24 protein-coding genes are annotated in these 21,783 nt (G+C 74.5%); 10 read left to right on the top strand and 14 right to left on the bottom strand.

Annotated elements, in window-relative coordinates; all coding sequences use genetic code 11:
* Positions 1-13: 13 nt before the first annotated feature.
* A complete protein-coding gene (locus L1857_RS07830) occupies positions 14-820 on the bottom strand; it encodes a Nif3-like dinuclear metal center hexameric protein (protein WP_094006781.1) in 807 nt (268 codons plus the stop codon).
* On the opposite strand from L1857_RS07830, the gene L1857_RS07825 reads away from it, so the two are divergent.
* From L1857_RS07825 to L1857_RS07815, 3 genes are all read left to right on the top strand, one after another.
* Complete coding sequence (locus L1857_RS07825) at positions 819-1,334, top strand: low molecular weight protein-tyrosine-phosphatase (RefSeq protein WP_429727736.1); 516 nt, start codon at positions 819-821, stop codon at positions 1,332-1,334. The genes L1857_RS07830 and L1857_RS07825 overlap by 2 nt on opposite strands.
* A 67-nt stretch (positions 1,335-1,401) precedes the next feature.
* The gene (locus L1857_RS07820) at positions 1,402-2,262 is read left to right on the top strand and encodes a fructosamine kinase family protein (protein WP_249464742.1); all 861 of its coding nucleotides are present in this window, start codon (positions 1,402-1,404) and stop codon (positions 2,260-2,262) included.
* Between the two features lie 420 nt (positions 2,263-2,682).
* Positions 2,683-3,564: an SURF1 family cytochrome oxidase biogenesis protein gene (locus tag L1857_RS07815; protein ID WP_116111494.1), complete on the top strand. Its 882-nt coding sequence runs from the start codon at positions 2,683-2,685 to the stop codon at positions 3,562-3,564.
* Here L1857_RS07815 and L1857_RS07810 read toward each other — a convergent pair.
* Positions 3,500-4,447, bottom strand: a complete 948-nt coding sequence (locus L1857_RS07810; protein ID WP_249464736.1) for a cobalamin biosynthesis protein CobD/CbiB — start codon at positions 4,445-4,447, stop codon at positions 3,500-3,502. The two genes, L1857_RS07815 and L1857_RS07810, sit on opposite strands and share 65 nt — an antisense overlap.
* Before the next feature lie 34 nt (positions 4,448-4,481).
* Entirely contained in the window at positions 4,482-5,150 is a 669-nt protein-coding gene (locus L1857_RS07805) for a FadR/GntR family transcriptional regulator (RefSeq protein ID WP_094006855.1), read from the bottom strand.
* A 133-nt stretch (positions 5,151-5,283) separates the two neighbouring features.
* On the opposite strand from L1857_RS07805, the gene L1857_RS07800 reads away from it, so the two are divergent.
* The 3 genes from L1857_RS07800 to L1857_RS07790 are packed head-to-tail and all read left to right on the top strand — an operon-like array spanning position 5,284 to position 7,524.
* Positions 5,284-5,781: a gluconokinase gene (locus L1857_RS07800; protein ID WP_116111496.1), complete on the top strand. Its 498-nt coding sequence runs from the start codon at positions 5,284-5,286 to the stop codon at positions 5,779-5,781.
* Positions 5,778-7,151 carry a GntT/GntP/DsdX family permease gene (locus tag L1857_RS07795; protein WP_249464731.1) on the top strand — a complete coding sequence of 458 codons (1,374 nt, stop codon included), beginning with the start codon at positions 5,778-5,780 and terminating at the stop codon, positions 7,149-7,151. The genes L1857_RS07800 and L1857_RS07795 overlap by 4 nt, the downstream gene beginning before the upstream one ends.
* 46 nt (positions 7,152-7,197) lie before the next feature.
* Positions 7,198-7,524, top strand: coding sequence for a hypothetical protein (locus L1857_RS07790; RefSeq protein ID WP_094006793.1), 327 nt, complete (start codon positions 7,198-7,200; stop codon positions 7,522-7,524).
* A gap of 3 nt (positions 7,525-7,527) precedes the next feature.
* Here the strand turns inward: L1857_RS07790 and nudC are convergent, their stop codons facing one another.
* From nudC to L1857_RS07765, 5 genes are read right to left on the bottom strand one after another with little or no spacing between them, the layout of a single operon-like run.
* A complete protein-coding gene (gene nudC / locus L1857_RS07785) occupies positions 7,528-8,535 on the bottom strand; it encodes an NAD(+) diphosphatase (protein ID WP_116111498.1) in 1,008 nt (335 codons plus the stop codon).
* Positions 8,532-9,914 carry a M16 family metallopeptidase gene (locus tag L1857_RS07780; RefSeq protein WP_116111499.1) on the bottom strand — a complete coding sequence of 461 codons (1,383 nt, stop codon included), beginning with the start codon at positions 9,912-9,914 and terminating at the stop codon, positions 8,532-8,534. Before L1857_RS07780 ends, nudC begins: the two co-directional genes overlap by 4 nt.
* Positions 9,911-11,188, bottom strand: coding sequence for a M16 family metallopeptidase (locus L1857_RS07775; protein ID WP_249464728.1), 1,278 nt, complete (start codon positions 11,186-11,188; stop codon positions 9,911-9,913). The genes L1857_RS07780 and L1857_RS07775 overlap by 4 nt, the downstream gene beginning before the upstream one ends.
* Positions 11,189-11,207: 19 nt before the next feature.
* Positions 11,208-12,479: a DUF2207 domain-containing protein gene (locus tag L1857_RS07770; protein WP_249464725.1), complete on the bottom strand. Its 1,272-nt coding sequence runs from the start codon at positions 12,477-12,479 to the stop codon at positions 11,208-11,210.
* A 9-nt stretch (positions 12,480-12,488) separates the two neighbouring features.
* Positions 12,489-13,058, bottom strand: coding sequence for a TetR/AcrR family transcriptional regulator (locus L1857_RS07765; protein WP_094006798.1), 570 nt, complete (start codon positions 13,056-13,058; stop codon positions 12,489-12,491).
* Between the two features lie 75 nt (positions 13,059-13,133).
* Here L1857_RS07765 and L1857_RS07760 point away from each other — a divergent pair, with 75 nt between their 5' ends.
* Positions 13,134-13,844: an SDR family oxidoreductase gene (locus L1857_RS07760; protein ID WP_198958291.1), complete on the top strand. Its 711-nt coding sequence runs from the start codon at positions 13,134-13,136 to the stop codon at positions 13,842-13,844.
* A gap of 218 nt (positions 13,845-14,062) precedes the next feature.
* On the opposite strand, the gene L1857_RS07755 is transcribed toward L1857_RS07760, so the two are convergent.
* Positions 14,063-14,977 (bottom strand): RDD family protein, encoded by a 915-nt coding sequence (locus tag L1857_RS07755; RefSeq protein WP_233157370.1) that lies wholly within the window; start codon positions 14,975-14,977, stop codon positions 14,063-14,065.
* A 22-nt stretch (positions 14,978-14,999) separates the two neighbouring features.
* Between L1857_RS07755 and L1857_RS07750 the strand changes: the two genes are divergently transcribed.
* Genes L1857_RS07750 through L1857_RS07740 form a run of 3 tightly spaced genes read left to right on the top strand, consistent with a single transcriptional unit; the run spans position 15,000 to position 16,538 of the window.
* Entirely contained in the window at positions 15,000-16,004 is a 1,005-nt protein-coding gene (locus L1857_RS07750) for a stage II sporulation protein M (RefSeq protein WP_094006800.1), read from the top strand.
* A 47-nt stretch (positions 16,005-16,051) separates the two neighbouring features.
* The gene (locus L1857_RS07745) at positions 16,052-16,264 is read left to right on the top strand and encodes a ribbon-helix-helix protein, CopG family (protein WP_233157371.1); all 213 of its coding nucleotides are present in this window, start codon (positions 16,052-16,054) and stop codon (positions 16,262-16,264) included.
* Positions 16,245-16,538, top strand: coding sequence for a hypothetical protein (locus L1857_RS07740; RefSeq protein ID WP_233157372.1), 294 nt, complete (start codon positions 16,245-16,247; stop codon positions 16,536-16,538). The genes L1857_RS07745 and L1857_RS07740 overlap by 20 nt, the downstream gene beginning before the upstream one ends.
* A gap of 209 nt (positions 16,539-16,747) precedes the next feature.
* On the opposite strand, the gene L1857_RS07735 is transcribed toward L1857_RS07740, so the two are convergent.
* From L1857_RS07735 to L1857_RS07715, 5 genes are read right to left on the bottom strand one after another with little or no spacing between them, the layout of a single operon-like run.
* Complete coding sequence (locus L1857_RS07735; protein WP_249464723.1) at positions 16,748-18,043, bottom strand: DUF58 domain-containing protein; 1,296 nt, start codon at positions 18,041-18,043, stop codon at positions 16,748-16,750.
* 1 nt (position 18,044) lies between these two features.
* Positions 18,045-19,013: an AAA family ATPase gene (locus L1857_RS07730; RefSeq protein WP_094006804.1), complete on the bottom strand. Its 969-nt coding sequence runs from the start codon at positions 19,011-19,013 to the stop codon at positions 18,045-18,047.
* Complete coding sequence (locus L1857_RS07725; protein WP_249464721.1) at positions 19,010-20,128, bottom strand: DUF4350 domain-containing protein; 1,119 nt, start codon at positions 20,126-20,128, stop codon at positions 19,010-19,012. Before L1857_RS07725 ends, L1857_RS07730 begins: the two co-directional genes overlap by 4 nt.
* Positions 20,125-20,754 carry a DUF4129 domain-containing protein gene (locus tag L1857_RS07720; protein WP_094006806.1) on the bottom strand — a complete coding sequence of 210 codons (630 nt, stop codon included), beginning with the start codon at positions 20,752-20,754 and terminating at the stop codon, positions 20,125-20,127. The genes L1857_RS07725 and L1857_RS07720 overlap by 4 nt, the downstream gene beginning before the upstream one ends.
* Positions 20,751-21,758 (bottom strand): DUF7847 domain-containing protein, encoded by a 1,008-nt coding sequence (locus tag L1857_RS07715; RefSeq protein WP_094006807.1) that lies wholly within the window; start codon positions 21,756-21,758, stop codon positions 20,751-20,753. Before L1857_RS07715 ends, L1857_RS07720 begins: the two co-directional genes overlap by 4 nt.
* Positions 21,759-21,783: the final 25 nt, after the last annotated feature.

Genomic DNA, 21,783 nt, shown 5'->3' with positions numbered 1-21,783 from the left:
GTACTCCCTCGGATTACGCGCGGATGGTCCACGGATCGGTCCGGCGCGCGGACACGTGCACGTTGACGTTACCCGCAAAGGCGGCACGCAGGACCGCCGAGGCTTGCCCGCACCACGGCCACTCGCTGGCCCAGTGGGTCAGGCCGACCAGGGCGGGCGCGTCCGCGCCGGTCTCCAGGTGCTCGCCGGCGGGGTGGTGGCGCAGGTCGGCGGTGACGTAGGCGTCCACCCCGGCCGCGGTCGCGGCGCCCAGGAAGCCGTCGCCGGCCCCGCCGGACACCGCGACCGTCCTAATCAGACGATCCGGGTCGCCTGCCCCGAGCACGCCCGGCTCGGTGCGCGGCAGGGCGTCGGCGACCCGGCGCACGAACGCGGCGAACGGTTCGGGCTCGGGCAGCTCGCCGATGCGGCCCAGGCCGGTGCCGCCGTCCGGGTGCGGGTCGAGCGGGCGGAGCACGCGCAGGCCGATCGCTTCGGCGAGCGCGTCGGACACGCCCGGATTCGCCGAGTCGGCGTTCGTGTGCGCGCAGTACAGGGCGACGCCGGCGCGGATGAGCCGGTGCACCAGCGCGCCCTTCGGGGTGTCGGCCGGCACGCCGTGCACGCCGCGCAGCAGCAGCGGGTGGTGCGCGACGACCAGCTGCACACCGGTCTCGATCGCCTCGTCGATGGTCGCGGCGACCGGGTCGACGCAGATCAGGACGTCGGTGACCGGCTCAGCGGGGTCGCCGCAGACCAGGCCGACCGCGTCCCAGCTCTCCGCCAGCGCGGGCGGATAGGCGTCCTCCAGGGCGGCGATCACTTCGGCGAGCGCGGGCATGGGGCGATCTTCGCACGTGCCGTGGGGCAGACTGCGGGGTGTGACCGAGCCGAGCCTGCACATCTGCTTCGTCTGTTCCGGCAACATCTGCCGCTCCCCGATGGCGGCCATCGTCTTCCGCGCGCACCTGGAGCGAGCCGGGCTCGCCGACCGGGTCCGCGTCACCAGCGCCGGCACCGGACCCTGGCACGTCGGCGAACCGGCCGACCCGCGCGCCCGCGACACGCTGCGCGAGGCCGGCTACCGCGGCAAGCACGTGGCCGCGCAGGTCGACAGCGATCACCTGGCCGCCGACCTGCTCCTCGCCGCCGACCGGGGCCACCTGCGGGAGCTGCGGCGCATGGTGGACGACCCCGCACGGGTGCGGCTGCTGCGGTCCTTCGACCCCGAGGCGCCCGACGGTGCCGAGGTCCCCGACCCGTACTACGGCGGCGACGACGGCTTCCCCGAGGTCCTCGCGATGGTCGAACGGACCGTCCCCGCGCTGCTGGACTGGGCGAAGGCGCGGCTCTGAGCTGCGGCCATGCGGTTGCCGCCGCGCGCGGATACCGTGGCGGCGGGCAGACGAAAAGGTGCTGGACATGAGCGTTCGCGAAGCCGTCGAACGGCTGCTGGGAGTCCCGGTCACCGGGGTGCGCCGCAGCGGCGGCGCGGTGTGCCTGGTGACGACCGAGGGGCGCGGCGTGCTGGTCGCCAAGCAGGGCAGCGGCCCGGGCGCGACCGACGCCGAGGCCGCCGGGCTGCGCTGGCTCGGGGAGCACGGCGACGTGCCGGTCCCGCAGGTCCACGCGCACGACGACGAGTGGATCGTCATGGAGTACGTCCCGCCGACGTATCCCGAGACCGCCGCGGCGGAGGCGTTCGGACGCGGCCTGGCGCGCCTGCACCTGCGGGGCGCGCCCGCGTACGGATCGCCACCGCCCGGCGGACCGGCCGACGCGTGGATGGGCCTGGCGCCGATGCGCAACGAGCCGTGCGCCGACTGGGCGACGTTCTACGGTTCGTACCGCGTGCTGCCGTACGTGCGGATGTGCGTGGACCAGGGCCTGTACGACGCCGGGCAGGCGGCGGTGTTCGAGCGGGTGTGCGCGCGGCTGCCCGAGCTGGGCGGCCCGGCCGAACCCCCGGCCCGCCTCCACGGCGACGCGTGGAGCGGCAACGTGCACTGGGCGCGGGGCGCGGTGTGGCTGATCGACCCCGCCGCGCACGGCGGCCACCGCGAAACGGACCTGGCGATGCTGCGCCTGTTCGGGACGCCGCTGCTGGAGCACATCCTCGGCGCGTACGAGGAGGAGGCGAAGGATCTGGACGCCCCGCTGGCCGACGGCTGGCGGGAGCGCGTGGAGCTGCACCAGCTGTTCCCGCTGCTCATGCACGCCGCTGTGTTCGGGGCCGGGTACGCGCGGCAGGCGCTCCGGGTGGCGGAGACGCTGGCGGGCTGAGCGGCGCGAAGCGCCCGCAGGGCGCGCGGCGCGAAGCGCCCGCAGGGCGCGCGGCGCGAAGCGCCCGCAGGGCGCGCGGCGCGAAGCGCCCGCAGGGCGCGCGGCGCGAAGCGCCCGCAGGGCGCGCGGCGCGAAGCGCCCGCAGGGCGCGCGGCGCGAAGCGCCCGCAGGGCGCGCGGCGCGAAGCGCCCGCAGGGCGCGCGGCGCGAAGCGCCCGCAGGGCGCGCGGCGCGAAGCGCCCGCAGGGCGCGCGGCGCGAAGCGCCCGCAGGGCGCCTGGGCTCGCCGGGGTCGCCAGGCGGGAGCACGCCCCATGCGGGGCAGAGCCCGAAGCCCCCACCGGCCGGAGCCGGTGTCACCTGCCACACCCTGCGCTGACCTCCCCACACCACCCCCACCGGGCACGGCCTACCGTGTACCTGTGCGGCTGAAGTTCCTCCTCCGGCCGAGCTGGCTCGCCCTCGTGGTGGGTGTGCTCGCGTTCGCGTTCGCCTGCTTCACGCTGCTGTCTCCGTGGCAGTTCTCCCGCAACGACGAGCGCGAAGCCCAGAACCGGGCCATCGAGGCCTCTCTCACCGCCGACCCGCGCCCGTTGAACGACGTTCTCCCGCCCGGCACCGCGCCGGACGCGAACACCGAGTGGACCCGCGTCGAGATCACCGGCGCCTACCTCCCCGAGCACGAGGTCGTCGCCCGGTTGCGGACCGTTCAGGGGCAGCCCGCCTTCGAGGTGCTCACCCCGTTCCGCACCACCGACGGCCAGGTCGTCCTCGTCGACCGCGGGTACCTCCAGCCGGACTCCCGCACCGAGGTCCCGCCCTACGCCGCCCCGCCGGCGGGCACCGTGACGATCGTCGCGCGGATCCGGGCGGACGAGAACGACCCGAAGACCCGCGACGCCTTCGCCGACGCCTCCACCCACGGCAAGCTCCAGAGCTACAGCGTCGACTCGCGCGTCGTGGCGCGGTCGAGCGGCCTGGACATCCGCGGCGGCTACTTCCAGCTCGACTCCGACCAGCCGGGCGTGCTCAACGCGCTCCCCCTGCCGCAGACCGACGCCGGCCCCTTCTTCTCCTACGCCCTGCAGTGGATCGCGTTCGGGATCATGGCCATCGCCGGCCTGGTGTACTTCACCGTCCGCGAGATGAAACCCGGCGGCGTGCTCAACGAGATGGCCGAGAAGAACAAGCGCAAGCGGAAGTCGGTCGCGGAAATCCTCGCCGAAGACGAGGCTAGGGCTAGGGCTGGGGCTGACGACTCCGGCGACGCAGACCGAACAGAGCAGCCAGCACGGCGGAACTGACCCCGGCCAGCCACCCCACCACCCGGGACAACTCGACCGCACGGGTCACGTGCCCGGCGTCCGGGTTCCGCCCGTCGCCCAGCACCGGCAGCTCCTCGACGCCGTGCGGGTAGACCGTGCGGCCGCCGAGGCGGATCTCCAACGCGCCCGCGAACGCCGCCTCCATGCGGCCCGCGTTGGGGCTCGGGTGGGCCGCGGTGTCCCGCCGCCACGCACGCCACGCCCCGGCCGCCGAACCGCCGACCACCGGCGCGCTCGACACCGTCAACGCGGCCGCGAACCGCGTCGGCAGCAGGTTGACCAGGTCGTCCAGGCGCCGCGCGAACCAGCCGGCCGGCCGCGTCGGATCACCCAGGGTCCGCAGCACCGACACCGTCCGCGCGGCGAGCAGGCCGGGCATCCCGGCGACCGCGCCCCAGAACAGCGGCCCGACGACGGCATCGGCGGTGTGCTGGGCGACCGACTCCACCGACGCCCGGGACAGACCCACCACGTTCAGCCCGCCGGTCTGCCGGTTGTCCAGTTCGGACAGCGTCGCGCGGGCCGCGTCCAGCTCGCCCTCTTCGAGGTCGCGGGCCAGCTCGGTGCCGTCGGCGGCGAGACCGGCGCCGCCGAGGACCGCCCAGGTCGCGACGGCCGTGCCGAGGGCCTGCAGGACCGGGCTGCGCCGCACCGACCGCTCGGCCAGCAGCCCGGCCACCACGGCCGAACCGGCCAGGCCACCGGCGAAGGCGACGCCGGCGAGGCGGTGCTGGGGCAGGTTCGCGTCGGCGGTCCGGACGGCGCGGGTGAACACGGTGACCGGCCGGCCGCGCTTCGGCTCGCCGATCACCCCGTCCGCCGCCGCCCCCAGCAGCAGTCCGATCGCCCGTGCGGCACTCACTCGTGGCCCCCCGAAGTCGAATCCCGGCGTGAGACTACTGGAACTGGGAAGCCACCTCGTCGCGTGCCTGGACCATGATGTCCCGCATCGCGCGTTCGGCCCGGTCGGCGTCGGCGGAATCGATCGCGTGGGCGACCTCCAGGTGCAGCGCGACGGCCTCGGGCTGTGGTTCCGGCGGCATCAGGCCGTGCTCGGTGCGGCCGGTCAGCACCTCCGCCACCACCTCGGACAGCTGCGTGAACATCGGATTACCCGACGCCGCGAGCACCAGGTGGTGGAAGTCGATGTCGTGCCCGAGGAACGTGTGCAGGTCCCGGGCGTGTGCGGTGACCTCCAGCCGGGCACCCAGTGCACGCAGCCGTCCGCGCTCCTCGGGGGTCGCGCGGATCGCGGCGAAGCGCGCGGCGCTCGGTTCGACCGCCCACCGCAGCTCCATCAGGTTGCGCAGGGCGATGGGCCGCTGCTCGCTGTCCAGCTGCCAGCGGATCAACCGGGGGTCGTAGTGGTTCCAGTCGGCGCAGTCCCGCACGGTGACGCCGACGCGGCGCTTGCTCGTGGTCAGCCGCATCGCTTCGAGCGCGCGCACCACCTCGCGCGCCACCGTCCGCGAGGCGCCGTAGCTCTGCTGCAGCTCCTCCAGCCGCAGCACCGATCCCGGCGGCAGTTCCCCACAGGCGATCGCGGTCCCCACCGCGTCGAGCATGCGCTCGTGCATTCCCTCGGCCACGCCGGTGACGCTAGACCACTGATTCGATTAAGTAGTACTTGTGGGTTGAATAAGTAGTACTTTTGCGTTGCACTGATCGAGTGACAGCGAGGTCGGAGGAGCGAAGCCAATGACGGTCATCGTCGTGATGGGTGTCGCCGGGTCGGGCAAGACGACGGTGGGTTCGGCGTTGGCCGAGCGACTGAGCGTCGAATACGCCGAGGCCGACGCCTTCCACCCGCCGGCCAACATCGAGAAGATGTCGTCCGGCCATCCCCTGAACGACGACGACCGGTGGCCCTGGTTGCACGCCATCGCGGCGTGGATCGCCGAGCACCAGCGCACCGGCGGCGTGGTGTCGTCGTCCGCGCTCAAGCGGCGCTACCGCGACGTGCTGCGGACCGGCGGGAACGTGTGGTTCCTGCACCTCGACGGCCCGCGGGACGTCCTGGCGGAGCGGATGCGCGGGCGGACCGGGCACTTCATGCCGGTGTCGCTGCTGGACTCCCAGCTCGCCGACCTCGAACCCCTCGAAACCGATGAGCGCGGCATGGTCGCCGACATCCTCGAATCCCCCGCGGCGATCGTGGACCGCGCGCTCACCGAGCTGGCGAAGGAGCAGCCGTGAGTACTCTCGCCGCCGCCTGGACCGGGACCGACACCCGGCTGGTCGTCGCGACGCTGGTCGGCATCGCCCTGATCGTGGTGCTGATCAGCAAGGCCCGCATGCACGCCTTCCTGTCCCTGATCTTCGGATCGCTGGTGGTCGGCCTGCTGGGCGGGCTGCCGGTCGACAAAGTGATCAAGAGCTTTTCCAGCGGGGTCGGCTCGACCGTCGCGTCGGTCGGCCTGCTGATCGCGCTGGGCGCGATGCTCGGCAAGCTGCTGGCCGACTCCGGCGGGGCGGAGCAGATCGTCGACACGATCCTGTCCCGCACCTCGTCGAAGGCGCTGCCGTGGGCGATGGCCCTGGTCGCCGCCCTGATCGGGCTGCCGATGTTCTTCGAGATCGGCCTGGTCATGCTGATCCCGGTCGTGCTGCTGGTCGCCAAGCGCAGCGGCAAACCGCTGATGCTGGTCGGCATCCCCGCGCTCGCCGGGCTGTCCGTGCTGCACGGCCTGGTGCCGCCGCACCCCGGTCCGCTGGCCGCGGCCGGTGCGCTGAACGCGAGCGTCGGCATCGTGCTCGGTCTCGGCCTGCTGGTCGCCATCCCGACCGTGATCATCGCGGGTCCGGTGTTCGGCAAGCTCGCCGCGCGGTGGGTGCCCGAGGCGAAGGCGCCGGAGCACCTGATCCCGGCCAGCGGCGGCAGCGAGGACGTGCGCCTGCGGCCGAGCTTCGGGGCGACGCTGGTGACGGTCCTGCTGCCGGTGGTCCTGATGCTGGGCAAGGCGATCGCGGACATCCTCGTCGGCAGCGGCAACCCGGTGCGCCGCGTGCTGGACTTCGTCGGCGACCCGCTGATCGCGCTGCTCGCCGCCGTGCTGCTGGGCATGGTCACGCTGGGCCGCGCCGCCGGGTTCACGCGCGACCGGCTGGCGTCGACGGTCGGCGACTCGCTCGGCCCGATCGCCGGGATCATCCTGATCGTCGCCGCGGGCGGCGGGTTCAAGCAGATCCTGGTCGACGCGGGCGTGGGCAACGTCGTCACGCAGATCGCCGAGGGGGCCAACATCCCGGCACTGCTGCTCGGCTGGCTGGTCGCGGTGCTGATCCGGCTCGCGACGGGCTCGGCGACGGTGGCGACGGTGTCCGCGGCCGGGCTGGTGTCCGGGCTGGCGGCCACCATGTCGCCCACCGAGGCCGCGCTGCTGGTGCTCGCGATCGGCGCGGGTTCGCTGTTCTTCTCGCACGTCAACGACGCCGGGTTCTGGCTGGTCAAGGAGTACTTCGGGCTGTCGGTCGGCCAGACGATCCGGAGCTGGTCGATCATGGAGACGGTGATCTCCGTGGTGGCGATCGTGATCATCCTGCCGCTGGGGGCGCTGCTCGCCTGAGATGGCAACCGGAGCCGCGACCGGGATGCCGGGCCATACTGGTCTCATGCGGCAGGTCTTCGCGCACGACGCGGTGCTCGGGATGGCCCCCGGGGCCGACGAGCGGGCTCCCGGCGCAGCAGTGACCGTGGCGTTGTGCGGCCACTGGGAGCACGAGCCGCCCTGTCCGCTGGCCCCGCACCACGTGCGGGCCGACCGGCGCGGCGACGAGCTGCACGTCCGGGTGCTGTTCGCCGCCGAGCCCGGTGCCGAACGCGAGGTCCGGCACCGGATCGACCGGGCCCTGTCCGAGCGGTGGCAGGTCCGCGCGAGCCGGGCGAGCGACGTGTCACCGGCCGAGGCCGGCCACGCCGAACGCCTGGTGCGCGGCTGAGGCTCAGCCGCGGTCCGCGTACGCCCAGGCCTCCAGCATCACGCGCGCGATCGACGAGTTCCCCGGCAGGATCAGCTCGCTCGCCCCGTCCAGGATCGGGACCGGCTCGCCCTTCGCCTCGAACGCCGCGCGCACCTCGGCGCGCGGCACCCACAGCGCGGCCTCGATCTCGCCGTCGGCGGGAACCAGCGGGCGGGACGGGTCGGCCTTCGCGGTGAAGCCGAGCATGATCGAGCGCGGGAACGGCCACGGCTGGCTGCCCAGGTAGCGCACGTCGTGGACCTCGGCGCCGACCTCCTCGCGGATCTCCCGCACGCAACAGCCTTCGAGCGACTCACCGGCCTCGACGAACCCGGCCAGCACCGAGTACCGCCCGGGCGGCCACACCGGCTGCCGCGCCAGCAGCACGTGCTCGCCGTTGACGCCCTCCTCGTCGTGCACCAGGCAGATCACCGCCGGGTCGGTGCGCGGGTACTCCTCGCGGCCGCACGCCTCGCACTGCGACGCCCACCCGAACTGCACCAGCCGCGTCGGGCTGCCGTCGCGCACGCAGAACCGCGCCTGCCGGTGCCACACCCGCAGCGCCTGCGCCGTGGTGAACAGCCCCGCCGCCGTGTCGTCCAGCTGGTCGCCGTACGCCCGCAGCGTCACCCACAGCTCGCCGCCGGCCCGCGGCACCTCTTCGGGCACGCCCCAGCTGCCCGGCATCCCGACGATCTCCGGTTCGCCCTCCGGCTCACCCGGCAGCGCCCAGTAGTCGACGCCCTGCCACTCGCCCAGGAACACCGCGTCGGCGGGCGGCTCCTCGCCGAAGGCCAGGGCCTTGCGAGTCGCCAGCACCGCCTCCCCCTCGCGCACCGGCGTCCGCAACTGCTGGTCCAGCAGCATCACCTGCGCGTCCGGCCAGCGGGTGCGCAGGCGCTCGGGGTTGGTCCGCAACATCTCCTGACGGTCCACAGTGGACCGGGACAGGGTCGGCAGGCGGCCCAGGGTGAACGGTGCGACGGTCACTTCCCGGGCTCCCCCACGACGACGCCGCCGAGCGCGGTCAGCTGCGGCGCGAGCGTCTCGGCGTCACCCACCACGACGCCGGTGAACCGGGTCGGGGCGAAGAAGTCCAGCGCGGCCTGCGCGACCTCGTCGACGGTGACCGCGGCGACCCGCTCGGGGTGCTCGGCCAGCCACTCCGTGCCCAGGCCGGCCGCGGTCAGCGCGGCGAGCTGGCTGGCCAGCCCGGCCTGCGAGGACGTCGCGGTGAGCAGCGAGCCGACGGCGTACTGGCGCACCGACTCGACCTCCTCGGCCGTCGGCGGCACGACCGTCAGCCTGCCCAGCTCGTAGCGGGTCTCCAGCAGCGCGGCCGCGGTGACCTCGTTCGCGGTGTCCGCGTCGACCCCGACCGTCGCGGTGGCGCCGGTGAACTCGAACCCGGAGTGCGCGCTGTAGGTGTAACCCTTGTCCTCGCGGATGTTCTCCACCAGCCGCGAGGAGAAGTAGCCACCGTAGGTCAGGTTCGCCAGCTGCAGCGCGGCGTAGCGCGGGTCGGTGCGCGGCAGGGACTCCGCGATGAGCCGGATCTGCGACTGCACCGCCCCGGCCCGCGGCACCAGCAGCAGGTCACCGCCGGTCACCTCGGGCAGGCCGGGCATCGCCACCGCGGACGCCTCCGACGACCAGCCGCCCAGCACGCGCTCGACGTCCCCGGCGATCTTCTCCGGGTCGATGTCGCCGACGATCACCAGCACCGAACCACGCGGCAGCACCGCGGCGGTGTGCAGCGCGCGGACGGCCTCGGGCGTGACCTGCTCGACATCGGCGGCCTGCGGGACCTCCCGGGTCGCCGGGTGGTCGCCGTAGACGTGCCTGAGCAGCGCCTCGCGGGCGATCACCCGCGGCTGCGTGCGGGACACGGCCAGCCGCTCGACCAGCCGCGCCGACTCGCGCGCCACCTCGTCGTCCACATAGGACGCCGCGGTGAGCGCGTCGGCGAGCACGTCCAGCAGCGTCGGCAGGCCGGCGGCCAGGCCGTTGCCGGAGATGGTCAGCCGCTCCGGGTCGACCACGGTGTCCAGCTCGCCGCCGATCAGCGCCAGCTCGGTGTCGATCTCGATGCGGTCGCGCCGGGCGGTGCCGGTGAGCATCGTCTCGGCGAGCACCTCCGCGGTGGCCGCGTGCAGCGGCGCGGTGCCGCCGAACGGGATCCGCAGGCGCAGCTCCACCAGCGGCACGGTCGGCTTGCGGACCGCGAGCAGGCGCAGGCCGCTGGGCAGCACGGTGTCCACATGGGACAGGTCCGCGGCGGCCTTCTGCGCACCCAGCTCCGGGACCGGGCGCGGCCCGGTGGCGGTGCGGCCGATCTCCTCGGCGCTGCGGTGTCCGGCGGTTGTCACTTCGCTCCCCCTTCGGGCTCGACGAGCAGGACCGCGCGCGAGTCGGGCCGCAGCGCCTTGGCGGCAGCGGCCACGTCCTCGCTGGTGACGGCCGCCATGCGGTCCGGCAGCCGGGACACCAGCGTCGGGTCCCCGTAGAGCAGTTCGAACGCGCCGAGCGACAGCGTCCGGGACATCAGCCGGTCGTGCTCGGCGTGCAGGCTCGCGCTCCAGCGCGCGGTCACCTTGGCCAGTTCCTGGGCGTCCGGCGGCGTGGCCGCCAGCTTCTCCAGCTCCTCGTCGATCGCGGTCAGCACCCGCTCCGCGGAGACGTCCGGCGAGTGGATGGCGGTGATCGAGAAGGTGTCCGGGTCGCGCGCCTCGAACGGGCCGAACAGGCCGGCGCCCGCGCCGATGTCGGTGACCAGCGGTTCGCGGTGCACCAGCCGCTGCTGCAGCCGGGAGCCGTCGCCGTCGGTCAGCACCCCGGCCAGCACCAGGTTGGCGAGGTAGGCGTCCAGCTCGCCGACCGGGTCCGGCAACCGGTACCCGACGGCGAGCGCGGGCAGCGGCGCGTGCGGGTCGGTGTGGTGGCCGCGGACCTCACCGGACGGCGGCGGCTCGGCGAACGAGCGCTTCGGCGGCGCCGGGCGGTGCGGCACGTCGCCGAAGTGCTTCTCGATCAGCTCGCGGGCCCGGTCCGGCTCGACGTCACCGGCGACGGTGAGCACCGCGTTGGCCGGCGAGTAGTAGGTGTCGAAGAAAGCCGCGCAGTCGTCCAGGCTGGCCTGCTCCAGGTCGGTGAAGTCGCCGTAGCCGTTGTGCGCGTTGGGGAACGTCGAGTACAGCACCGGCGGCAGGAGGATCCACGGGAACCCGCCGTAGGGCCGGTTCAGCACGTTGAGGCGGATCTCCTCCTTGACCACGTCGATCTGGTTGGCGAGGTTCTCCCGCGTCAGCTTCGGCGCGCGCATGCGGTCGGCCTCGAGGAACAGCGCGCGCTCCAGCGCCGCCGAGGGCAGGACCTCGTAGTAGTCGGTGTAGTCCGGGTGGGTCGACCCGTTGAAGGTGCCGCCGCTGGACTGCACGAGCTTGAAGTGCGCGAGCTTCTCCAGGCTTTCGCTGCCCTGGAACATCAGGTGCTCGAACAGGTGGGCGAACCCGGTGCGCCCTTCCGGCTCGGAGCGGAAGCCCACGTCGTAGTGCACGGCGACGCCGACCACCGGGGCGGTCGGGTCCGGCGCGAGCACTACGCGCAGGCCGTTGTGCAGGGTGAAGCGGGAGGTCTCGGCCATGGGCCCCACCATACGGCCATCACGGGGCCGGGGTCCGCCGACGGTCCTGCAGGGCGGCGAGGAATTCACCGAGAGCGAACGCGGTGTCCGGCACCGGCCGTCCGAGGGCGAGCGCGTAGGGGACGAACCGCTCACCGGCGGGCAGTTCGGCCGGGTCGCGCAGGCGGCGGTCCAGCGTGCGGCCGCGCCGGGTGAGCGCGGGGAGGAACCGCGCGCCGAGCGCCAGGGCGAGCCCGGCGAGGGTGAGGATCACGCCGAGTTGCGCGTACCCGGTGGTCAGCGCGAGCACGATCGTCAGGAACAGCCCGTAGCAGGCGATCCGGATGCCGGCGCGGCGTGCGCGGCCGGGCGGGCGGAGCCAGCCGCGGCGGATCGCGTCGGCGGTCAGGGCTGGCCCGGGATCCTCGCCGGCCAGGACGCGGCGCTCGAACGCGGTGAGCCGGTCGTCGGGCGGGTGGACCGGTGCGGCGTCCGGCCCGAGGTAGCCGCGGACCGCGAGGTCGACGGCGGTGACGTCCGCCGGGTTCTCGTTGCGGAGCAAGGCGATGTGCCCGGGCAGGACGCCGTCCGGGGTCGCGAACGGCTCGGCGGTGAACCCGGCGGGCAGCGGCGCGCGGGCACGGCGGGCGAGCGCGAGCGACACCGCCCCGGCGAGGAGCAGGAGCCCGAAGGCGACCCACGCCCAGGCGACGGGTGCGGTGAGGACGAACGCGCCGGCCAGGGTCTTCGCGGGCAGCAGGCGGGCGTTGGCCGGGACCGTGCCCGGCGGGAGATCGACCGCGATGTCCAGCGTCTGGCCCGGCTCCAGGCGCTGACCGGAGAAGCGGGTCAGGCCGGTCTGGTCGTTCTGGGCGGCGGCGCACCCGGTGCAGCGGACGCCGATCGCGATGCGCGGCGCGGCGAAGCTCGCGCGGACGAGGGTGCGGGCGGTGTCCCAGCCGTCCAGGGTCCAGGTCACCTCGAGCCGGTCACCCGCGTCCCGGACGGCACCGTCCACTGTGTACCGGATGATCGAGGTGCCGGGGTTCAGGCGGAGGGTGACGGCCTCGTCGCGCCGCTCGGCCGAGCCGGAGCCCTCGATGCTCAGGTCACGCAGCGTGTAGACCCGGTCGCGGTCGCCTCCGGCCGGCGTGCGCAGCGGGATGGTGCGGGTGGTGCGGGCGCCGGTGTCGATCGCCTCGACGACCGACAGCGAGCCGTCGGGCTGGAGCCGCATCTCGACCTCGGCGCTGTTCGGCAGGGCCGGCAGCGGCGGTGTCATCAGCAGGAGGGCGGCGCACAGCCATCGCACCCGCGCAGGTTAGCGGGCGAGCAGGCGCGCGATCGCGGCGGTGATGTCGGCGGCGAGCCGGTCGTCCACCGGGGCGTGGCGGCTGAGCAGGCGGTACCACATCGTGCCGAACGCGAAGTCGACGACGAGCGGGAGCGGGACGTTCTCGGCGAGTTCGCCCGACTCCACGCCGCGCCGGAGGATCTCGCGCAGGGCGTCGCGCCGGGGGCCGATGACGGTGCCCTGCAGGCGGGCGGACAGGTCGTCGTCGGTCTGGGCGTCGGCCATCAGGCCGATCAGGGCCGGGCCGGTGATCTCGTGGGTGAGTTCGAAGGTGCGCACCAGCACCCGCTCGACGTCGCGCAGCGTGTCGCCGGTGTTCCGGTCGAGGCCGGGCTCGCGGGTGCGCAGGTCGATGAGGGCGTCGAGGAGGACCTGGGCGCGGTCGGGCCACCAGCGGTAGACGGTCTGCCGTCCGACGCCTGCCTCGTCGGCGATCGCCTTGATCGTGACCTGCTGGTAGCCGTCCCGGTGGCAGATGCGCAGGGCGGTGTCCAGGATCGCGCGCCGGGCCTCTTCGCTGCGGGGGCGTCCTCTCATGCGCGGCACTTTACAAGACACCTTGCCTCGGATATGTTTTCGGCGCATAGTGTCTCGAAATTGAGGAGAGAGATCGTGACCGAACGAGTCGTGATCCTGGGTGGCACCTCCGGCATCGGGCTGGCGACCGCGCACCGGATGCTCGACAGCGGCCGGGAGGTGATCGTGACCGGGCGCGACGCCGGGAAGCTCGACGCCGCGCTGGCGAAGCTGGGCGACGCGCGGGGCGAGGTCGTGGACGCGCGGGATCACGCGGCGCTGCAGGCGTTCTTCGGGTCGACCGGGCCGGTGGACCACCTGGTCGTCACCGTCACCGGGGCGCCCGGGACGACGGCGTTCGCCGAGCTGACGATGGACGGCCTGCGCGAGGGCGTGGACGGGAAGCTGGTGCCGCACACCGCCGCGGCGCGCGCGGCGCTGCCGGTGCTGCGGGGTTCGCTGACGTTCGTGACGGCGGCGTCGGCCGGGGCGGCGATGCCGGGGACGGCCGCGCTGGCGGCGGTGAACGCCGGGATCGAGGCGATGGTGCCGGTGCTGGCGGTGGAGCTGGCGCCGGTGCGGGTCAACGCGGTGTCGCCCGGGGTGGTCGACACGGCGTGGTGGGACTTTCTGGACGCCGGTACCAAGGCGGCGACGTTCGAGGCCATCGCGGCCGGGCTGCCGGCCCGCCGGGTGGGCACGCCGGACGACATCGCCTCGGCAATTGCGTTCCTGACGGAGAACACCTACACGACCGGAGTGGTCCTCCGAGTCGACGGCGGCGGACGACTGGCCTCGGCGGCCTGATCCAGACGGCGGGGGCGGGTCCGGCCGGAAGATCAACTCGTCGGCTCCCCCGGCCCGGCGGCCGCCGGCGTGGCAGGCAGCGCCAATGGCTGCTGCGTCACCGGGATCCAGCCCCCCGCCGAAAGATCAACTCAGCGGCGCAAACCCGCGCGGCGGCATCGACTCCCCGGCCCCACCACCAACGCGCGGCCCCCACCACGCCCAGCCCCGCCGGAAGTTCAACTCGGCGGCGCGAACCCGCGCGGCGGCGTCGGCTCGCCCGGCGCCGCCGGCAACGGCGCGGCCGACGGCGTGGCGGCGGGCAGCTCGCCCGGCGCCGCCGCCGACGGCGTGGCAGGCGGCGCCAACGGCTGCTGCGTCACCGGCGTCCAGCCGGGCGTTCCGGCGTACCCACCGGCCCGGCGCCGCCGCTCCGCGAGTACCGCCTGCAGGTACGCCCACGGCGGCACGCCCCACGGCGGCGGCGTCCCGATGCGCACCGCGACGTCCTGGGCCAGCTGGTGGCCCAACGGCTCCCGCGCCCGGTCGCTCAGCTCGGCGTACCTCGCCAGGTACTGCCGCGCCATCAGCGCCAGCTCGTCGCTCAGCCCCGTCAGGTCGAGCTGCGCCGCCCAGCCGGCCAGCGCGGGCGGCATCGCGATGTTCGGCGCCACCGTCCGCGCCGCGCGTTCCCGGATCACCACCGTGCCCGCCAGGTAGTCGCCGACCCGCTTGGACCGCGGCGAGAACAGCGACACGAACAACGCCACCGCGCTCCACGCCAGCACCGGTCCGAAGTCGACGATCGCGCCGGCCAGTGCCCGCGTCAGGGCCTGCCGGAAGCGGATCGGGCCACCGTCGTCGCGCACCACGCGCAGTCCCAGCGCCATCTTGCCGAGCGTGCGGCCGCGGCTGAGCGTCTCGAACAGCACCGAGTACCCGACCCGCACGAGCACGAAGAAACTCAGCGCCAGCGCGGCGAACAGCGCCTCGTCGGTCACGCCGGACACGGACAGGGCCAGCATGAAGAGCACGAGCGCGGCGGCCTGGACCGCCACGTCGATCGCGAACGCCGCGGCCCGGCTGGCGAGCTGCGCGATCGGCAGCTCCAGCACCACGGCCTCGCCGGTCACCAGATCGGGTTCGCCTGTCACGCGCTCACTGTAATCTGCCCCCATGGACGTGGACCTGTTCGTCGCGGCCCACCGCGCCGAATGGGCCCGGCTGGACCAGCTGCTGGCCGCCCGCAGGCTGACCGGCCCGGAGGCCGACGAACTGGTCACCCTGTACCAGCGTGCCGCGACGCACCTGTCCGTGGTGCGGTCCTCGGCGCCGGACCCGGCCCTGCTGTCCTGGCTGTCGTCGCTGGTCACGCGCGCCCGCTCGGCCGTCACCGGCTCGCACACGCCGGCCTGGCGCGAGGTCGGGCTGTTCTTCGCGCAGCGCTTCCCCGCCGCCGTCTACACGACGGTCCGCTGGTGGCTGCCGACCGCGCTGGTGTCGATCCTGGTGGGCGGGCTGATCGGCGCGTGGATCGCGTCCGACCCGCAGGTGCAGGCGAGCATCGCCGCGCCGGAGGAGATCCGCGCGCTCACCGAGCCGGGCGGCCAGTTCGAGACGTACTACTCCAGCAACCCGGCCGCCTCGTTCGCCGCGCAGGTGTGGACGAACAACGCCTGGGTCGCGGCGGTGTGCCTGTTCTTCGGGGTGCTGCTGGGGATCCCGGTGCTGGTCGCGCTGTGGCAGAACGTGCTCAACGTCGGGCTGTCGGCCGGGTTCATGGCCGCGGCCGGGCGGCTGGACGTCTTCTTCGGCCTGATCACCCCGCACGGGCTGCTGGAGCTGACCGCGGTGTTCGTCGCCGCGGGCACCGGCCTCCGTCTGGGGTGGACGGTCGTCAACCCGGGACGGCGGTCCCGCGCGGCGGCGCTCGCGCAGGAGGGCCGGGCGGCCGCGGGGATGGCGCTCGGGCTGGCGTGCGTGTTGTTCGTGTCGGGCGTGATCGAGGCGTTCGTGACGCCCTCCGGGCTGCCGACGTGGGGGCGGATCGCGATCGGGGTGGCCGCCGAGGTCCTGTTCCTGGTGTACGTGTTCGTCCTCGGGCGGCGGGCCGTGCGGGCCGGGGTCACCGGGGACACCGGCGTGCGGGAGCGCGGCGACCTGTTGCCCGAGGCCGGGTGACACGCCGCTGCCCGGGATCGTCGGTACCGGGTCTTATGGTGGCAGGCATGCGGCTGGAGCTTTCCGATGACACGTACGCGCAGGTGACGGCCCTCGCCGAGGCGGCGGGGCAGTCCGTGGGCGAGTGGGTCCGGGCTGCCGTCGAGCGCGAGGCGTACCGGCAGCTGTGCGAGCAGCAGGCGCGGTGGAACGCCGAGCACCCCGAGCAGGTGCGCGCCGCCGCGGACGAATGGCGTGCCCGTGGCTCTTCGGCCGCGTAGGGGCCAGATCTGGACGGTGTCCGGCGGCTCGCGGCGGGTGCTGGTCTTCTCGGGCAACATGCTGAACGACATCGACGACGAGCACGTGGTGACGATGGAGGTCATCGAGCACGCCGTGCCGCTGAGCGTGGCCACCGGCGCGGGCGGCTGGGTGCGGTACACGTGGCTGGACCATGTGCCGAAGGAGTCGCTGACGCGCCAGGTCGGCGAGGTGCCGGAGGAGCTGATGCAGCGCCTCAGCACCCGCCTGTTCATGGTGATCGCCACCGACTGAGCGCGGAACTCACGCGCCGGAACGTGGAACTCGCGCGCCGGAACGTGGGACTCACGCGCCGGAACGTGGAACTCACGCGCCGGAACGTGGGACTCGCGGTGGGCGCGAGTCCCACGTTCGCGCGGGCGAGTTCTGCGCTCCGGGCGGTGAGTTCTGCGCTCCGGGCGGTGAGTTCTGCGGTTGTGCGGGTGTCTCCGCGCGAACCGCCGTCACAACCGGCCGGCGGCCTTCAGCGCCAGGTACCGGTCGGCCAGCGCGGGTGCCAGCTCGTCCGGCACCGCGTCCACCACCTCGACCCCGCGCTGCGCCAGCAGACCAGTCACGTGCCGCCGCTCCGCCAGGGTCCGCTCGGCCGCCGCCGCCTCGTAGACCGCCTCCGCGTCGCCGCGGGCACGGGCCATCGCGGCCACCCCCGGGTCCGTCACGCCGGCCACCAGCAGCTGGTGCCGCCCCACCACGGACGGCAGCACCGGCAGCAAACCCTCCTCCAGCGGCGCCGCGTCCAGCCCGGTCAGCAGCACCACCAGCGACCGCCGCCGGGCGCGGCGCAGCACCTGCGCCACCATGCCGCGCGCGTCGGTCTCCACGAGGCTCGCCTCCAGCGGCGCCATCGCGTTCACCAGTCCCGGCAACAACTCCGCGGCCGCGAGCCCGCGCACGTCCGCCCGCACCTGCCGGTCGTAGGCCAGGAAGTCGACCCGGTCCCCCGCCCGCGACGCCAGCACCGCCAGCAACAACGCCGCGTCCATCGCCGCGTCCAGGCGCGGCGCGTCGCCGACCCGGCCCGCCGACGTCCGCCCGGTGTCCAGCACCAGCAGCACCCGCCGGTCCCGCTCCGGCCGCCACGTGCGCACCATCACGTCCGCCGCCCGCGCCGACGCCCGCCAGTCGATCGACCGCACGTCGTCGCCGATGACGTACTCCCGCAGCGAGTCGAACTCCGTGCCCTCGCCCCGGACCAGCGCCGCCTGCCTGCCGTCGAGCTGCTGCAGCCGCGCCAGCCGCGACGGCAGGTGCTTGCGGCTGGTGAACGGCGGCAGCACCCGGACACCGCCCGGCACCCGGTGCGACCCCTGCCGCCCGGCCAGCCCGAGCGGTCCCAGCGCGCGCACGGTCACCCGCGCCGACGACCGGTCGCCCCGCCGCACGGGCGTCAGCCGCACCACGACCGACCGCCGCTCCCCCGCCGGCACCGCGATCCGGAACCGGTCCTGCTCGACACCGGCGCTCGGCGGCCACGCGTCCCGCAGCATCCCCCGCAGCGGACGGGATCCCGGGTTGGTCACCGACAGCGTCACCTCGACCGTCTCGCCGAGCCGCACCGCGCCCGCCCCGGACCGCGCGAACCCCAGCCCCCGCACCGAAGCCGCGAGCAGCAGATCCACGACGACACCGAGCGCGATCACGCCGAGCACCGCGAGCACACCCGTCCACGACGGCACCCCGAGCGCCACCACGACGATGCCCACGAGCGCCAGCAGGCCGGCCCGGCCGGTGATCGCCATGTCAGCGCGGGACGGGAACGGTGGCCAGCACGCGTTCGATCACGCCGTCCGCGGTCGCGCCCTCCAGCTCGGCCTCCGGCCGCAGGTTCAGCCGGTGCCGCAGCGCGGGCCGCGCAAGCGCTTTCACGTCGTCCGGGGTCGCGAACGCCCGCCCGGACAGCCAGGCCCACGCCCGCGTCGCGGCGAGCAACGCGGTGGCGCCGCGCGGGGACACCCCGAGCCGCACCGACGGCATCGCCCGCGTGGCGCGGCACAGGTCGACGATGTAGCCGAGCACCTCCGGTCCGACCGTCACCCCGGCGACCGCGGCCCGCGCCACCGCGAGCTGGTCCGCGCCCGCGACGGGACGCACCCCGGCCGCGGACAGGTCACGCGGGTCGAACCCCTGCGCGTGCCGGGCCAGCACGCCGATCTCGTCCTCGCGCGCGGGCAGCGGCACGGTGAGCTTGAGCAGGAACCGGTCCAGCTGCGCCTCCGGCAGCGGGTAGGTGCCCTCGTACTCGACCGGGTTCTGGGTGGCGATGACGATGAACGGGTCCGGCAGCGGCCGCGGCCGCCCGTCCACCGACACCTGCCGCTCCTCCATCGCCTCCAGCAGCGCGGACTGCGTCTTCGGCGGGGTGCGGTTGATCTCGTCGGCGAGCAGCAGGTTCGTGAACACCGGGCCCTCGCGGAAGGAGAACTCGGCCGAGCGCGAGTCGTAGACGATCGAGCCGGTGACGTCGCCGGGCATCAGGTCGGGCGTGAACTGGATGCGCGTGGTGCCCAGGTCCAGCGCCGTCGCCAGTGCCCGCACGAGCAGCGTCTTCGCCACCCCCGGCACGCCCTCGACGAGCACGTGGCCGCGGCACAGCAGCGCGATGATGAGCCCGGTGACCGCGGCGTCGTTGCCGACCACCGCCTTCCCGACCTCGGCGCGCAACGCGACCAACGCGTTCCGGGCGTCCGAAGTGGTGTCCGTGCTGGTCAACTGATCTCCCTCTCGATGCGGTCCAGCTCGTCGGCGAGGCGGACCAGACCGGCGTCGTCCCCCGGCGCGGGACCGTACAGAAGCTCCCCGACGGCCGCGGCGGGCCGTCCGGTGCGGGCCGCGGCCGCGGCGACCACGGCCGCCGGTTCCGCCCCCGCGCCGAGGCCGAGCAGCGGCCGCATCCGGTCGATCGCCGCCTGCCGCAGCGTAGCCGCGGCGTGATCGGCCGCGCCCGCGCGGCGGTAGAGCCGGGCGCGGCCCTCGGTCGTTTCGGCGGCGCGCACGACGACCGGCAGCCGTTCGGTCACGACCGGCCCGAGCCGCCGCGCCCGCCACAGCGCGAACAACACCGCGGCGACACCGAGCTGGATCGCGCCGAACAGCCACGGGCGCGGGATCAGATCGGTGAACGACCGCGCCCCGAGCCCGGCGCCGGTGTCGCCCGGCGTGGGCACGTACCAGACCAGCGTGGCGTGGCGGCCGAGCAGGCGCATGGTCAGCGCCGCGTCGCCCGCCTCGTCGAGGCGGTCGTTGGTCAGCGGCGAGCCGTCGCCCAGGATCGTGGTGGTGCCGCGGTCGCCGGGCAGTTGCAGCAGCGTGCCGTCGTAGCAGCCGCGGGCCCGGCCGTGCGCCTCGTAGGTGAAGCCGCCCAGCACGGCGTTGCCCGCGGCGACCGCGCCGGCGACCGTGCACCCGGGTTCGCGCGCCGACGGCTCGACCTCGCCGCTGACGACCACCCCGGGCACCAGGATGTCCAGGACCGGATCGCCGGGGCCGACCAGCACCGCGTCCGTCGCCCGGGACCGCAGCGCCGCGAGGCGGCCCGGTTCGACCAGGTCCGGACCGGTCACGAGGAGCGTCGTTTCGCCTCGCAGCGCGGCTTCGGCCTCGGCGTAGGTCCGCGCGGGAACGATCCGCACGCCCTGCTGGTCGAGCAGCCGCGCCAGCGCACGGGATCCGCCGGGCTGGACGGACTCGGGGTCGAGCGACCCGCGTTGCTGCCCGGCCGAGCCGAGCAGCACGACCACCGCGCCCACGAGCACGATCACCGCGATCACCACTGGAGCGCGGGCCGCCCGCCAGATCCGGCGGGCGTCGGGAGCGACACTGGTCACGCCGGCACCTCGGGACGGCTGCGGCGGACCAGCTCGTCGAGGCCGGCCAGGCGGTGGTAGTCGTCGGCGGTGGCCGGGCGGCCGCCGTAGTGCACGGCGTCGAACAGCTCGGCGCCCTGCCGCAGGGCGTCCCGGGCCGCGGGCAGGCGTGCGCCGGCTTCGCGCGCGGCCTCGTCCGCCGTGCGCCCGGCGCGTTCGTCGAGCACACCGCGTTCCTCCAGGGCCCGGACCACGGCGCGGAAACGGTCGCGCACCGCGGCACCGGGGTCGCCGGCCGCGAACGCCTGCTCGGCCGCGTCCCGGTAGTCCTGGGCGGTGCGCGTGCGGTCCGCGAAGACCACGCCCGGGCGGCGCGCGGACCGGGCGAGCGGCCCGACCCGCAGCCGCACCACCACGATCACCAGCACCAGCACCGCGATCAGCACGAGCACCCCGAACCCGCCGCCCGGCACCACGTTCGCCGCACTGGTGAACAGGTCGGCGAGGCGTTCGGCGAGCCAGCCGATGGCACGGTCGAACCAGCTCGGCTGCGCCAGCGCGTAGGCGGGGTCGGACAGCTCGGCCTCGGCCGCGCGGCGCGCGTCGTCGGCGTCGACGACGACCGGGACGTCGGCGAGCCGGATCAAGCCGTGCCCGCCGCCCGCGCCAGCTGGAGGTCCATGCCCTCCTTGCGCATGCGCTGGTCGATGTAGAGCAGGGCGGTGGCGTTCGCGGCGAACGGCGCGACGATGGTCTGCGAGATGACCTGTCCCACGGCGATGATCAGCAGCGCGCCCCAGCCGGACGGCACGGCCTCACCGGTCAGCGCGTCGGTGCCGCCCGCGGCGAGGCTGAACGGGATGTCGATCAGGTACGCCAGCACGGAGGCGATCAGCCCGGCCAGCACCAGGACGCCGAAGCAGCGCCACCACGAGCCGGACACGAGGCTCGCGGAGCGCTTCAGCGACTGCCCCACGCCCGCGCGCTCCAGCACCAGCGCGGGCGTGGTGAGGCCGAGCAAGGTGTAGAGCCAGATGCCCGGGACCAGGCACAGCAGCGAGCCGACGCCGACCGCGATGACGTAGATGATCGTGGCCCCGAGCAGCGGCAGGAACCGCGGCCGGGCCTCGGCCATGGCCTCGGCGAACGTGACCGGCCTGCCCAGCACGGCCTTGCCGATGACCACGGTCAGGAAGCCGGACAGGAAGGTCTGCGTCAGCACGGTGATGATCACCGAGACGCCGAGGACCGCGGCGGTGTCCCCCAGCGCCTCCAGTGCGGCGTCCTGGATCTGCTGGTCGGTGGCCGCGGGGCCGAGGTTCTGCAGCGTCTGGAAGTCCGGCAGCAGGTAGCGGCTGGCGAGCAGCTGCAGCACCGCGCCGATCACCGCGACCACGGCCGACGAGCCGAACACGAGCGCCGGGTGGCGGCGCATGGTCGTGATGGCGCCGTCGAGGATCTCGCCGACCGACAGCGGGCGCAGCGGGATCACGCCGGGCTTGCCGTAGCCGGGCCGCGGCCCCCAGCCCTGCTGCTGGTAGGGCGCGCCGGGCGGCGGTGGGGCGGGCGGGATCGGGTTCCCGGCGGGAGGCGTCTTGTCGTCCGGCCGGTCCTTCGGATCGGGGCCGGTCCAGCCTCCGGTGTCGCTCATCGGGTCTTCTCCAACTTCCTGCGGG

Origin of the sequence: Amycolatopsis thermalba (assembly GCF_023376025.1) — a bacterium.
GTDB lineage: Bacteria > Actinomycetota > Actinomycetes > Mycobacteriales > Pseudonocardiaceae > Amycolatopsis_E > Amycolatopsis_E thermalba.
Note: the sequence above shows the minus strand (reverse complement) of the source record. Positions and strands in the feature narration are given on the sequence as shown.

Coding starts and splice junctions, on each gene's coding strand:
- L1857_RS07825 (WP_429727736.1), top strand. CDS start 819: ATGGGGCGATCTTCGCACGTGCCGTGGGGCAGACTGCGGGGTGTGACC.
- L1857_RS07830 (WP_094006781.1), bottom strand. CDS start 820: ATGCCCGCGCTCGCCGAAGTGATCGCCGCCCTGGAGGACGCCTATCCG.
- L1857_RS07820 (WP_249464742.1), top strand. CDS start 1,402: ATGAGCGTTCGCGAAGCCGTCGAACGGCTGCTGGGAGTCCCGGTCACC.
- L1857_RS07805 (WP_094006855.1), bottom strand. CDS start 5,150: ATGCTCGACGCGGTGGGGACCGCGATCGCCTGTGGGGAACTGCCGCCG.
- L1857_RS07800 (WP_116111496.1), top strand. CDS start 5,284: ATGACGGTCATCGTCGTGATGGGTGTCGCCGGGTCGGGCAAGACGACG.
- L1857_RS07790 (WP_094006793.1), top strand. CDS start 7,198: ATGCGGCAGGTCTTCGCGCACGACGCGGTGCTCGGGATGGCCCCCGGG.
- L1857_RS07775 (WP_249464728.1), bottom strand. CDS start 11,188: ATGGCCGAGACCTCCCGCTTCACCCTGCACAACGGCCTGCGCGTAGTG.
- L1857_RS07765 (WP_094006798.1), bottom strand. CDS start 13,058: ATGAGAGGACGCCCCCGCAGCGAAGAGGCCCGGCGCGCGATCCTGGAC.
- L1857_RS07750 (WP_094006800.1), top strand. CDS start 15,000: ATGGACGTGGACCTGTTCGTCGCGGCCCACCGCGCCGAATGGGCCCGG.
- L1857_RS07745 (WP_233157371.1), top strand. CDS start 16,052: ATGCGGCTGGAGCTTTCCGATGACACGTACGCGCAGGTGACGGCCCTC.
- L1857_RS07735 (WP_249464723.1), bottom strand. CDS start 18,043: ATGGCGATCACCGGCCGGGCCGGCCTGCTGGCGCTCGTGGGCATCGTC.
- L1857_RS07715 (WP_094006807.1), bottom strand. CDS start 21,758: ATGAGCGACACCGGAGGCTGGACCGGCCCCGATCCGAAGGACCGGCCG.